This window comes from Streptomyces zhihengii (assembly GCF_016919245.1).
Lineage (GTDB): Bacteria > Actinomycetota > Actinomycetes > Streptomycetales > Streptomycetaceae > Streptomyces > Streptomyces zhihengii.
Map to the genome: position 1 here is coordinate 859546 of NZ_JAFEJA010000001.1, position 13121 is coordinate 872666.

Here is a 13121-nt window from a genome sequence, read left to right on the forward strand (position 1 = left end):
GCCGGTGGGGGCGCGCGCCCCGGACCGCTCGGGACCGCTGCGCCACGTGCGGGAGCGGGCGCGCGCCCCGGACCGCTCGGACGCGTGCGGGCACGGGCGCGGCGCCACCCGGACCGCTGGGGCGGGCGCGGGACCGCTCGGACGCGTGCGGGACCGCCACCCGGACCGCTGGGCCGCGTGGCGCTCGGGCCGCGTGCCGGAGCGCGGCCGGGGCCGGTGCGGCGGGTGCGGGCGCACCGGCCGCACCGGCCCCGGTGGGTGGGCCGGAGGCCTACGGCTGCTCCTGGCGGTGGAGCGTGCCCACCTCCTCCGCGGTGAGCGCCTTGTCCCAGGCGTGGACCTGGTCGACGGCGCCGTGCCAGAAGTCGACGTTGTTCCCGCCCCACTTGGCGCGTCCGACGGCCAGCGGTCCGGTGCTCACGTCGGCGGGGCCGGCGGCCGCGGTGGCGGCCAGTTCGCCGTCGAGGTAGAGGCGGATCTCGCCGCCCTCACGGACGCCGACGAGGTGGTACCAGCGCCCGGTCTCGGGGGTCGTCTCGACGCGGGCCCGGTGGGCGCCGGGGGTGCTGAAGGCGAAGGCGCCCTGGCCGTACTGGAGGTAGAAGGGGTTCTCCTGGCGGCGTCCGTCCTGGCTGAGCGCGGTCGCGTAGTTGGACGGCACGGAGTCGAGCTTCACCCAGGCGGCGACGGAGTAGTCGCCGGTGGTGTCGAGGACGGGGCCCTCGGTCTGGGCGAAGGCGCCCTTGCCGTCGAAGGACAGGCCGCTGCCGCTGACGCCGGGCGTCCAGGCGGTGCCTTCGCCGAGGTGCAGGGGAAGGGCGTTCGGGCCCGAGTCCTTCGCGGTGGTGCCCTGTCCCTCGTCGAGGGTCCAGGAGCCGCCGCCCTTCAGCGCGTCGCGGTCACCGGCGGCCGCGCCGGCGGCGATGACCTTGTGGTTGATGTCGCGGACCCGTGCGGGGTCGACCTTGATCTCGCGGCGGTCGTAGGTGTAGAGACCGTTGAGTTCGTTCTCCAGGTCGGAGATCTGGGTGTAGACCGATCCGGAGAGTTCGGCGCCGGCGGCCTCCAGGTAGAACTTCTCGGTGTTCTCGACGTACTTGCGGGTCAGCGCCTCCTTGTCGGCGACGCCGCTGTAGATCACGGTCGGCGTGCCGGGCCACATGTGGCCGGGGGTGCGCAGGGTGAATCCGCCGTGCTCGCCGTCCATGGCCGCGCGGGTCCCGTCCGGGTAGGCCGGGTCGGTGTTGTTGTAGTCGTGGTGGTCGATGATGTCGCCGCGGCCCGAGTCACCCTTGGAGTTGCAGCAGTTGACACCGCTGTGGGCGTTGATGACACGGGACGGGTCGGCGGCCTTGACCTGGTCGGTGATCCGGCCGGTGGCCTCGCGGTCCCACTCGCCCCAGCCCTCGTTGAAGACGATCCAGCCGATGACGGACGGCGAGTCGTGGTGCTGGCGCATCATCTCGCGGCCCTGGTCGACGAAGGCCTTCTGGCCCGTCTCGTCGGTGTAGTTGCCGGAGACGAAGTCCTGCCAGACCAGCAGTCCGAGCTTGTCGGCGTGGTAGAACCAGCGGGCCGGCTCGACCTTGATGTGCTTGCGGACGGCGTTGAAGCCGAGCTTCTTGTGGGCTTCGAGGTCGAAGGCGAGGGCCTTGTCGCTCGGCGCGGTGTAGAGGCCGTCGGGCCAGAAGCCCTGGTCCAGGGTGGCGAGGGAGAAGACGGGCTTGCCGTTGAGGACCAGCTTCGGGTAGCCGCCGACCTTCTCGACGGCGATCTTGCGCATGCCGAAGTAGCTGTCGACGCTGTCGGAGGACCTGCCGTCGACGAGCTTCACGTCGAGGTCGTACAGGTACGGGTCGTCCGGGCTCCACAGGCGCTGGCCGGCCACGGGCAGGCGCAGTTCCTTGTTGGCGGGGCCGCTGATCCGGCCGACGACCTTGCCCCTGGCGTCGCGTGCGACGGCTTCGACGCGGGCCTTCGGGGAGGCGGTGCCGGACTGGACGGTCACCGCGAGGCTGCTGGTGTCGATGTCCGGTGTGGTGACGATGTCGTCGATGGCGACGTCGGCGACCGGCTCCATCCAGACGGTCTGCCAGATGCCGGAGGACTGGGTGTAGAAGATGCCGCCCGGGTTGGTGGACTGCTTGCCCATGGGCTGGTTGGCGCCGCCGGTGTCGGTGACGGCGACGACGATCTCCTGCGGTCCGCTGCCCTTGAGGGCGTCGGTGACATCGGCGGTGAAGGCGTTGTACCCGCCGGTGTGGTCGGCGACCTGCTTGCCGTTGACGAAGACGCGGGCCCGGTAGTCGACGGCGCCGAAGTTGAGCTTGAGGCGGTTGCCCTTGCCGACCTTCCAGCCGCCCGGGACGTTCACCAGCTTGCGGTAGAACATGTGGTCCTCGTGCCGCTCGATCCCGGAGAGCTGGGACTCGACCGGGAACGGCACGATGATCTTCTCGTCGAGGCTCTTGCCGAAGACGGGCTGCTCGCCCGCCTCGGCGCCGCTGAACTCCCAGGGGCCGTTGAGGTTCTGCCAGGCGCTGCGCACCTGCTGCGGCCGGGGGTACTCGGGGAGCGGCTTCCTGGTGTCGACCTTGTCGCCCCAGGAGGTGGTGATGCGGTGGGTCGAGGTGTTGCGGGCCGAGCGGACGATCTCGGGCACCGTCTCGCCGCCGGCGGTGAGACCGCCCTTCCCGTCGTAGGTCACGCGGACGGACTGGTTCTTCTGGATCGGCTCGCCGAGGGTGACCACCAGGGAGTTGCGGTCGCCGCGGGCGGCGGCCACGGACTTCACCGGCATGGCGGTGGTGTCGGCCTCGATCGTCAGGTGCTCGGCCAGGCCCTTGATGCCGGCCACCGCGTTCTCGAACCGCGCCCGCAGGGTGCGGCCGTCCTCGCCTACGGTCAGCTCGACGGGGTAGACCTCGAAGTCGGCGGGCGGGGTGAACGCCGACTCCGGCACGAGCTGCTTGGGCAGCGTGGGCGTGGACCAGCGCAGGAACATGTTGGCGCCGCCGACGTCCTGGAACATCTCCATGCGGAAGTCGACCTTCTGGCCCGCCGTCAGCCGCACCGGCGCACTGGTCTGTTCCCGGTCCCAGTCCCCCACCCAGTGGTCGATGACGGGCTTGCCGTCGATGAAGAGGCGGAAGCCGTTGTCACCGATGCCGTAGAAGGTGTAGTCGCCGGTGGTCGGCGCCTCGATGCTGCCCGTCCAGCGCGCGGTGGTGTGCTCGGCCGAACCGGTCAGCGTCTCGAAGGTGGTGGTGAGACCGGGGAAGTTGATCTGCGGGTCGAGCGAGGTGCCGCCGAGCTCGGCGAAGTCCCGGGCTCCGGGCGCCGACATGGCGAAGTACTCGCCCTTGAGGCCGTGCACCTCGATGGCGGCCCTCTCGGAGGAGGACGCGGACGCGAAGGTGCCGGCGGACGGCTCGGCGGCCGCGGCGGTCGGCAGCAGGGCGCTCGTGGGCAGCACCAGGGCGGCCGCGGTCAGCAGCGCCCACAGTCTCGTGCGGGAGCGGGTGTGTCGTTGTGTCATCGAATCTTTCCTCGTACAGAGGGGATCGGAGCCGGACGGGCAGGGGGCCGGGCCGGCCGAGGAGCCCGTGGTCACGACGGCTGGACGCCTCGCGCCCCGGCGGACCGGGCCGCCGGGGGCGACGGGTGACGGACTCCTGCCGAGGGCATGGCACGGCCGGACACCGGTACAGGGGGTGCCGGGGTCCGGTGGCCGCCGGACGCCCCCACGGGGGAACGTTTCGGCGATGGCCATTCCAACGATGGAAAAATGAGGTGCAGCGGAATGACAGCACGCCTCCCGGCGGCTGTCCAGACCCCCTGCACCGACGAGTTGGAACACCGGCTCCGACCGGTCGCCACCGGGGCAGGACACGGTTTCGTCATGTACGCGAAACGTTCCGCAGAACTCTTGCCACCCGAGCTCCGGCACCCTTATAACGTTGGAAAGCCGAAGCCGCCGAAGCACTCATGGCGGCTTCGCGCCCCGTACTTCGCCGCTCCGGGCGGACGGTTCTCGTCTGCCGCGCACCCGGGCCGGCAGGCTCCGTCCACTCACCTTCCCCGTCAGACCGCACGCCACTCGGCGGTGCTGTCCCCCCGCCAAGGAGTGTCCTCAGATGACCCTTCCGCAGAGATCACGCACGTTCGCCGTCGCCTGTGCGCTGGCCGCCGCCACCGCGCTCGCCGTGTCCGGCTGCGCCAAGTCGGAGACCTCGGACAGCGCCGGCGGCGACAGCAGCCAGGCCGCCCAGGCGGCCGAGACCCCGGCGGCGTCCTCGGGCGACGGCTGCACCCTCGAGACCTACGGCGCGCCGAAGCTCGACCTGAAGGACGCCGTCGTCGGCTTCTCCCAGTCGGAGAAGGAGGCCAACCCGTTCCGGATCGCCGAGACCCAGTCGATCAAGGACGAGGCCGCCAAGCTGGGCGTCAAGAAGCTGCTCACCACCAACGCGCAGTCCCAGCTCTCCAAGCAGATCAGCGACATCCAGGACATGCTCTCCCAGGGCGCCCAGTTCCTGATCGTCGCACCGCTCAACTCGGACGGTCTGGAGCCCGCGTTCCAGGCCGCCGCGGCCAAGAAGGTGCCGGTCCTCACCATCGACCGCAAGGTCAACGCGACCGCGTGCAAGGACTACCTGGCCTTCCTCGGCTCCGACTTCGTCGAGCAGGGCAAGCGCGCGGCCGACGCGATGATCAAGGCCACGGAGGGCAAGGGCAAGGTCGCCATCCTCCTCGGCTCCTCGGGCAACAGCGTGACGACCGACCGGACCAAGGGCTTCGTCGACCAGGTGAAGGCCCAGGCCCCGGGGCTGGAGATCGTCGCCCAGCAGACCGGCGAGTTCGCCCGCGACAAGGGCCAGCAGGTCATGGAGCAGCTCATCCAGTCCAAGCCGGACATCACCGCCGTCTACGCCGAGAACGACGAGATGGCGCTGGGCGCGGTCACCGCGCTGAAGGCGGCCGGGAAGAAGCCCGGCAAGGACATCAAGATCGTCTCCATCGACGGCACCCGCAACGCCGTGCAGGCCCTGGTGAACGGCGAGCTCAACGCCGTCATCGAGTCCAACCCCCGGTTCGGCCCGCTCGCCTTCGCCACCGCGCAGAAGTTCTACTCCGGCGAGGGGATCCCCGAGGACGTCATCATCGCGGACCGCGCCTACGACGAGGGCAACGCCAAGGCGTCCCTCGGCGGAGCGTACTGACGGCTCACCGGCCCGGCGGGCACGCCGCGTCGTACAGAACACCGGGCGAGCCGGGCCACACGCCGGCCTGCCACGCTCCGGGCCGCCGCGGTGCTCTCTTCCCGCGGCGGCCCGGGCCCCACCTTGCACGATCGATTCCGGAAGGCCACGTGAATGGCACCCCCCGAAGCGGCAGCGTCCGCGGCGACCGGCACACAGCCGTCGGCCGCGCCGACGGTGCTGGAGGCCCGCGGCGTCGGCAAACGCTTCCCCGGCGTGGTCGCGCTCGACGACGTCTCGTTCTCCCTGCGCGCGGGTGAGAGCCACGCGCTCGTCGGCGAGAACGGCGCGGGCAAGTCGACCCTCATCAAGGTTCTCACCGGCGTCTACCGCCCGGACGGCGGCGAGTTGCTGCTGTCGGGCGAGCCGGTGTCCTTCGCCCGTCCCTTCGAGGCCCAGCAGGCGGGCATCTCCACGATCTACCAGGAGGTGAACCTGGTACCGCTGATGAGCGTGGCACGCAACATCTTCCTCGGCCGCGAACCCAGGACCCGCCTGGGCCTGATCGACTTCCCGCGGATGCACCGCGAGGCCGCCGAGCTGCTCGGCGGGTTCGGCGTCACCGTCGACCCGCGCCGGCCGCTGCACACCCTGGGCATCGGCACCCAGCAGATGGTGGCCCTCGCCCGGGCGGTCTCCGTCAAGGCGCAGGTCGTCATCATGGACGAGCCCACCTCCTCGCTCGAACCGCGCGAGGTAGAGACCCTCTTCCGGGTCATCGGCGACCTGCGGCGCAAGAACATCGCCGTCGTCTACGTCAGCCACCGGATGGACGAGCTCTACCGGGTCTGCGAACGGGTCACCGTGCTGCGGGACGGCAAGCACATCCACACCGGCGACCTGGCCGACCTGGACCGGGTGCAGCTCGTGTCGATGATGCTCGGCCGGGAGATCTCCGAGGTGCGCCGGCACGGCGTGACCAGCTTCGGGGAGGAGGGGCACGACATCGCGCGCACGCCCGTGCTCACCGCCGACAGCCTGTCCCGCAGGCACCAGCTCGACGGCGTCTCGCTGGAACTCCACCCCGGCGAGGTGCTCGGCCTCGGCGGACTGCTGGGCTCCGGCCGCAGCGAGACCGCCAGGGCGCTGGCCGGGGCGCTCACCCTCGACTCGGGGGAGATCGCGGTCGGCGGCGCCCGCGTCGGACGGCTCACCCCGGCGGGCGCGATCCGGGCCGGGATCAGCCTGCTGCCGGAGGACCGCAAGGCGGACGGCATCGTGCCCGGGCTCTCGGTGCGGGAGAACATCGTGCTCGCGGCGATGCCCCGGCTCTCCCGGGCCGGCATCGTCTCCCGGGCGCGGCAGGACCGGGTCGTCGACATCTTCATGAAGCGGCTGCGCATCAAGGCGTCCAGCCCGGAGCAGAAGGTCGGCGAACTGTCCGGCGGCAACCAGCAGAAGGTGCTGCTCGCCCGCTGGCTGTGCCTGGAGCCGAAGGTGCTGCTGCTCGACGAGCCCACCCGCGGCATCGACGTCGGCGCCAAGGCCGAGGTCCAGGCGCTCATCGACGAACTGGCCCAGGAAGGGCTGGCGGTGCTGCTGATCTCCTCCGACATCGAGGAGCTCGTCGAGGGCGCCGACCGGATCGTGGTGCTCCGCAACGGCGCCACGGCGGGCGAACTGACCGGCGAGCAGGTCGGGGAGCAGTCGCTGCTCGCCGCCCTCGCCGACCACTCCCCCGCCGCGCGGCCGGCCGGCGACACGGACGTGACCGCCCCGGCCGGCACCCGCCAGGACGCCGCACCCGACGCCTCCGGCGGCCCCGACGGCGCCCCGGGCACCGGAGAAGACGCAGGCGCCGGAGAAGACGCGGGCGCCGGCACGGCCGCCGCCCCCGACGCGCACACCCCGGCCGGATCCGCGGCCGGCAAGGAGGACCCCCGATGACCACCCAGGCGACCGCGCCCGCGGCGCCGGCCCGACGATCGTCGCGCCCGAGCGTCCCCGCGTGGTTCCAGGAGTACGGCGTCTACGCGGCGGTCGCCGCGCTGCTGCTCTTCAACGCGGTCTTCACCGACCACTTCCTCACCACCGACAACCTCCGCACCCAGCTCATCCAGGTCGCCCCCATCGTCATCGTGGCGCTGGGCATGGCCCTGGTCATCGGCACCGAGGGCGTGGACCTGTCGGTCGGCTCCGCCATGGCGCTGGCCGCGGCGCTGCTGCCGCTCTACCTCGGCTACGGACTGGTCCCGGCCCTGCTCATCGCGCTGCTCGCGGGCGCCGTGGTCGGCGCGGTGAACGGCGCCCTGGTGTCCGTCGTCGGACTGCAACCCATCGTCGCCACCCTCGCGCTGTTCGTCGGCGGGCGCGGCATCGCCCTCGTCATGGCGGACGGCCAGCTCAAGCAGATCGTCAACCCCGACCTGCTCGCCCTCGGCACCGGCAGCGTCCTCGGCGTCCCGCTGGTGGTGGTGATCGCCGCGGCGCTCGCGCTCGCGGTGGCCTTCCTCGTGCACCGGACCACCTTCGGCCGCCAGATCGTCGCCATCGGCGGCAACCGGTCCGCGGCGGCCCTGGCCGGTCTGCCCGTCAAGCGCGTCCTGACCGGTGTCTACATCCTGTGCGGTGTGCTGGCCGCGCTGGCGGGCATCCTCGCCACCGCCCGGCTCACCGCCAGCGACCCCTCGTCCCTGGGCAACCTGATGGAGCTCTCCGCGATCACCGCCGTGGTCGTGGGCGGGACCCCGCTCAGCGGGGGCTCCGTGCGGGTGCTGGGCACCGTCGCCGGAGCGCTGCTGATGCAGCTCCTGCGGGCGACGCTGGTCAAGCACGACCTGCCCGACTCCACCGCCCAGATGGCCCAGGCCGCCATCATCATCGCCGCCGTCTACGTCGCACGGGAGCGCCGATCCCGATGAAACTCTCCTCGTCCCTCGCCGCCTCCCCGGCGGGCGGCTCCGCGCCCCCATCCCCCAAGGCCGCGGACGCCCACGGCGCCCGGCCCTCGGGCCGGGAGCGGATCGCCGAACTGGTGCAGCGCCAGGGCGTGCTCGCGGTGCTGCTGCTGGTGATCGTGATCGCCTCCTTCGTCTACCCGACCTTCGCCACCCTCGACAACGCCCGCGGTGTGACGGTCCAGGCGTCGTTCCTCGCCATCGTGGCGCTGGGCATGACGCTGGTGATCATCACCGGCGGGATCGACCTGTCCGTCGGCTCGGTCTTCGCCCTCGGCGGGGTGCTCGCCGCATGGGCCTCCCAGTGGGGCGTCCTGCCGGCGCTGCTGGTGCCGCTCGTGGTCTGCGGCGGCATCGGGCTGATCAACGGACTGCTGATCGCCCGGGCCGGCATGGCCCCGTTCATCGTCACGCTCGCCTCGCTGCTGGGAGCCCGCGGCCTGCTGCTGGCCCTGACCGACGAGGGCGCCACCACCTATCTGGTGCCCAAGGGGTCGTTCTTCGCCGAGCTCGGGCAGGGCAGCGTCTGGGGCTTCGGGTACCCGATCCTGATCGCGCTGGCGCTGTTCGGCGCGGGCGGCCTGGTGCTCCAGCGGACCTCCTTCGGGCAGACGCTGTTCGCCGTCGGGGGCAGCAGCGACGCCGCGACCCTCATGGGGCTGCCGGTGGCCCGCGCCAAGATCATGGTGTACCTGCTCAGCGGTCTGCTGGCCGGTCTGGCCGGTGCGGTGAACGCGGCGCGGCTGTCCTCCGGCGTCACCATCATCGGCGCGGGCATGGAACTCGACGCGATCGCCGCCGTGGTCATCGGAGGCACCCTGCTGGTCGGCGGCGCCGGGTCCGTCAGCGGCACCCTGTGGGGCGTGCTGCTGCTGGCGGTCATCCAGAACCTCATCAACCAGATCGGCTCGCTGAACTCCTCGTACCAGTCGGTCGTCAGCGGCGGGTTCCTTATCCTCGTCGTGGTCGCCCAGCGGTATCTGGCGCGAAGCCGAAGAACAGCGTGAACCCGCCGGGGCTCCGCGCGGCCGCACGGCCGCCGGGGCCCCGGCCGTCACCGTCCCGGCCGGCGCCGGGCCCCAGCCGGCCGGACCGACCGGACCGAGCATGTCGAGCAAGAGGAGTGCCGTGGGCGTCAGCCTGAAGGACGTCGCGCAGCGGGCAGGCGTGTCGATCAAGACCGTGTCGAACGTGGTGAACAACTATCCCCACGTCACGCCGCAGATGCGCGCCAGAGTGCAGCAGGCGATCGACGAACTCGGTTACCGCCCGAACCTCACCGCACGTCATCTGCGCAAGGGGCGGACCGGCATCATCGCCTTCGCGGTGCCCGAGCTCGGCAACCCGTACTTCGCCGAGCTGGCGGGGGCCGTCATCGACGCGGCCGCCGCGCACGACTACACGGTGCTGGTCGACCACACCGCCGGGCTGCGCGAACGGGAGCTGCTGGTCAGTCAGGAGTTCCGGTCGCATGTGATCGACGGGCTGATCCTCAGTCCGATCCATCTGGAGAACGAGGACCTGCTCGCCCGGCAGGAGACCTCGCCGCTGGTCCTGCTCGGCGAGCGGGAGTACGAGGCGCCCTACGACCAGATCGCCATCGACAACGTGGCCGCGGCCCGCACCGCGGTACGCCATCTGCTGGACCTCGGCCGGCGCCGGATCGCGTTCCTCGGCTCCCGCACCAGCCGCGAGCGCCAGCCCGCCCATCTGCGGCTGCGGGGCTGGCGGGAGGAGCTCGCCGAGGCGGGCCTGGAGCCGGACGAGAGCCTGGTCGTCGCGACCGACGGCTACGGCCGGGGCGACGGCGCGGCAGCGATGGCGGCCCTGCTGGACCGCGGCGAGCGCCCGGACGCGGTCTTCGCCTACAACGACCTGATCGCCCTCGGCGCCATGCGCACCCTGGTGGAGCGGGGGCTCGACGTGCCGCGGGACATCGCCGTGGTCGGCTTCGACGACATCGACGAGAGCCGCTACGGGGCCGTCACCCTCACCACCGTCTCCCCCGACAAGCCCGCCATCGCCCGGCTCGCCGTGGACCGCATCGTCGAACGGCTGGGCGGCGGTCAGGTGTCGGAGCCGCAGCGGATCCGGCCCGGGTACCGCCTCATCGTCCGGGAGTCGACCCGCACCGGCCGGACCGGCCCCTGAGCACGGTCGCCGCCGGGCCCCGTGCCCGGGCCCCGGACCTTCCCGTCATCCTGTGAAAGCCCTTTCCCCCCGAGGAATGATCATGCCCCGACCCACCGCCCAGCAGCGCCCGTTCGGCACCTCCCCGAGCGGAGAGGACGTCGCGCTGTGGCGCCTGGAATCCGGCGGCGGTGTGCACGCCGAGATCCTCACCTACGGCGCCGTCCTGCACTCCCTCGGCGTCCCCGACACGGCCGGCGACGTCCGGTCCGTGGTCGTGGGCCTGCCGTCCGCCGACGCCTACGACAAGGCGGGCGGCTACTTCGGGGCCGTCGTCGGGCGCTACGCCAACCGCATCGCCGACGGCCGGCTGACCCTCGACGGGACCACGTACGAACTCCCGCTCAACGACCGCGGCCACACCCTCCACGGCGGCCCGGAGGGCTTCCACACCAAGGTGTGGGAGGCGGCGGCCGGCTCCGGGGACGACACGGCGTGGGTGCGCCTGTCGCTGCGCAGCCCGGACGGCGACATGGGCTTCCCGGGCACCCTGGACGTCCGTGTCACCTACACCCTCGACGCCGCGGGCACCCTGTCGTGCGCCTACACGGCGACGACGGACCAACCGACGGTGGTCAACCTCTGCAACCACGCGTACTTCAACCTCGCGGGCGGCGGCGACGTCCTCGGCCACACCCTCCAGGTCGACGCCCCCGCCTATCTCCCGGTCGACTCGGCGAGCATCCCGCTCGCCGGCGCTCCCGCCGGTGTGGCCGGCACCGCGTTCGACCTGACCTCCCCCCGGGTGCTCGGCGAGCGGGTGGGCGCGGCGGACGAGCAGGTACGCGGAGCCGGCGGCTTCGACCACTGCTGGGTCCTGGCCGGCGCGGCGGACGGGGGGCTGCGGCGTGCCGCGCGGCTCGCCGCGCCGCGGGAGTCCCGGGTGATGGAGGTGTGGACGACGGAGCCGGGGATCCAGGTCTTCACCGCCAACCATCTCGACGGCGCCCTGGAGGACGCGGCGGGCCGCCCGCTGGAACGGCACGCGGCGGTCTGCCTGGAGACCCAGCACTTCCCCGACGCCCCCAACCGCCCGGAGTACCCGAGCCCGGTGCTGCGTCCCGGCACCACGGCCGAGAGCCGGACCGAGTTCCGCTTCCCGCACCTCGGCGGGGCCACCGGCTGAGGCGCGCCGGAACGGCGGGAGGGGGCGGACGGCCATGGCCGTCCGCGCCCTCCCGCCGTCCGCCCCCGTCAGGCGAACTGGCCGACCCGGTAGTCCCCGCCGGGCTGCCGCAGGATCACGTTCAGCCGGTTGAAGGAGTTGATCACGGCGATCAGGGACACCAGCGCGAGGAGCTGGTCCTGGTCGTAGTGCCTGGCCGCCGCCTCCCACGCCTCGTCGGAGACCCCGCCCGCCGCGTCGGCGATACGGGTGCCCTGCTCCGTGATCTCCAGCGCGGCGCGCTCGGCCTCGGTGAACACCATGGTCTCCCGCCAGGCGGCGATCATGTTCAGGCGCAGCGCACTCTCGCCGGCCGCCGCGGCCTCCTTGGTGTGGATGTCGAGGCACAGTCCGCACCCGTTGATCTGGCTGGCGCGGATCTTCACGAGCTCCTGCACCTCCAGGGGGAGCGCGGAGTCGGAGAGCGCCTTGCCGGCCGAGACGAGGTGCTTCAGGAACGTGCCGGCGAGCGGGCTGCCGAAGAGGTTCAGTCGGGCGTCCACGGTGGGGTCCTTCCGTTGCGGTTGCTGTACCCCTGTGACGGAACGGAGCGGACCGATGTGACAGGCGCGCGTGTGACCTGCGTCTCCCCCCGCGGAGCGGCCCGGCCCACCGGTGTCACCCGGCGGGCGGGGGCTCCAGGACGAGGCGGATCTCCGTGAGTTCGTAGCCCGCGCGGTCGAAGGCGGCCGCCATCGGGACGTTGACGGTGTCGGTGGTCGCGGTGACGCGCTCGGCGCCCCCGGCCGCGTGGAAGCGGGTGATCTCGGCGAGGATCTCGTCGATCAGGCCCTGCCCGCGCAGTTCCGGGACGACGCCCAGATAGCCGACGTTGCGGTGGTAGGGCGTCGCGGAGGGCACGGCGAGGCCGGCCAGGGCGCCGTCCGGGAGGTGCGCCAGGCGCCACCAGGACCGCTCGCCGGGGCAGTCGAGGTAGAAGTCCATGTCGGCCCGGGCCACGTCACGGGCGTCCGCCGTGCGGAGCTCGCTCTGTGTGTGGAGGTCGAGGCTCCCCTCGGACAGGCGGACGAACGCCTCCAGGAACTCCTCGTCCGTGCCGTCCCGGAAGGTCAGCCGGCGCGGCGGTGCGGGCAGCGGGGCGGCCGGGGTCCACTCGTAGCGCAGCCGCTCGATGACGCTGCTCAGCCCCGCGCGTGCGCCGGCCTCGCGGCGCCACTCCACGGCGGCGGCGAGTGCCGCGTCGTCGCGCCAGCCGCGCGGCAGGGAGGCGTTGTAGACGGGGGCGGTGCCGAAGGCCGCGTGCCCCGCGGCCAGCAGCCCCGCCGCCACGTCCGCCGGGTCGCCCGCCTCCGGGGCGATCCGGAGGCAGTCGAGGGCGATGGGCCGCTCGCTGTCGGCCCGTCCCCACCACAGGGCGCGGCCCACGACCCGCCCGTCGCCGTCCTCGGCGAACCAGGTCCACTCGGGCCTGAAGCGGTGGGCGTCGAGCTCCTCGCGGATCTTCCCGGCACCGAGCGCGGGCACGGGGTCGCCGGGGCCGGGGTCGGTGAGGGCACGGTCGAGGTCCGTCGGGTCCGCTGTGGCGGGTCGAAATCGCATGGGCGCATGATCACATCGGGCGCACCGCGGCCACCAGGTGTTTTTCCC

Annotated in this window: 9 protein-coding genes; 6 read left to right on the forward strand and 3 right to left on the reverse strand. The window is 72.5% G+C overall.

Annotation, left to right across the window (positions count from 1 at the left end; all coding sequences use genetic code 11):
• Positions 1-271 precede the first annotated feature (271 nt).
• Positions 272-3538: a LamG-like jellyroll fold domain-containing protein gene (locus JE024_RS03685; protein ID WP_205372181.1), complete on the reverse strand. Its 3267-nt coding sequence runs from the start codon at positions 3536-3538 to the stop codon at positions 272-274.
• A 598-nt stretch (positions 3539-4136) separates the two neighbouring features.
• On the opposite strand from JE024_RS03685, the gene JE024_RS03690 reads away from it, so the two are divergent.
• The 6 genes from JE024_RS03690 to JE024_RS03715 all read left to right on the forward strand — a co-directional run bounded on the left by JE024_RS03690 (position 4137) and on the right by JE024_RS03715 (position 11474).
• Positions 4137-5222, forward strand: a complete 1086-nt coding sequence (locus tag JE024_RS03690) for an ABC transporter substrate-binding protein (protein ID WP_205372182.1) — start codon at positions 4137-4139, stop codon at positions 5220-5222.
• A 153-nt stretch (positions 5223-5375) separates the two neighbouring features.
• On the forward strand, positions 5376-7148 hold the full coding sequence (locus JE024_RS03695) for a sugar ABC transporter ATP-binding protein (protein WP_205372183.1): 1773 nt from the start codon (positions 5376-5378) through the stop codon (positions 7146-7148).
• On the forward strand, positions 7145-8122 hold the full coding sequence (locus JE024_RS03700) for an ABC transporter permease (protein ID WP_205372184.1): 978 nt from the start codon (positions 7145-7147) through the stop codon (positions 8120-8122). The genes JE024_RS03695 and JE024_RS03700 overlap by 4 nt, the downstream gene beginning before the upstream one ends.
• Positions 8119-9165: an ABC transporter permease gene (locus JE024_RS03705; protein ID WP_205372185.1), complete on the forward strand. Its 1047-nt coding sequence runs from the start codon at positions 8119-8121 to the stop codon at positions 9163-9165. Before JE024_RS03700 ends, JE024_RS03705 begins: the two co-directional genes overlap by 4 nt.
• 121 nt (positions 9166-9286) lie before the next feature.
• On the forward strand, positions 9287-10309 hold the full coding sequence (locus JE024_RS03710) for a LacI family DNA-binding transcriptional regulator (protein WP_205372186.1): 1023 nt from the start codon (positions 9287-9289) through the stop codon (positions 10307-10309).
• An 82-nt stretch (positions 10310-10391) separates the two neighbouring features.
• On the forward strand, positions 10392-11474 hold the full coding sequence (locus tag JE024_RS03715) for an aldose epimerase family protein (protein ID WP_205372187.1): 1083 nt from the start codon (positions 10392-10394) through the stop codon (positions 11472-11474).
• Between the two features lie 68 nt (positions 11475-11542).
• Here the strand turns inward: JE024_RS03715 and JE024_RS03720 are convergent, their stop codons facing one another.
• Positions 11543-12016 (reverse strand): carboxymuconolactone decarboxylase family protein, encoded by a 474-nt coding sequence (locus JE024_RS03720; RefSeq protein WP_205372188.1) that lies wholly within the window; start codon positions 12014-12016, stop codon positions 11543-11545.
• 115 nt (positions 12017-12131) lie between these two features.
• Entirely contained in the window at positions 12132-13073 is a 942-nt protein-coding gene (locus tag JE024_RS03725) for a GNAT family N-acetyltransferase (protein ID WP_205372189.1), read from the reverse strand.
• Positions 13074-13121 lie beyond the last annotated feature (48 nt).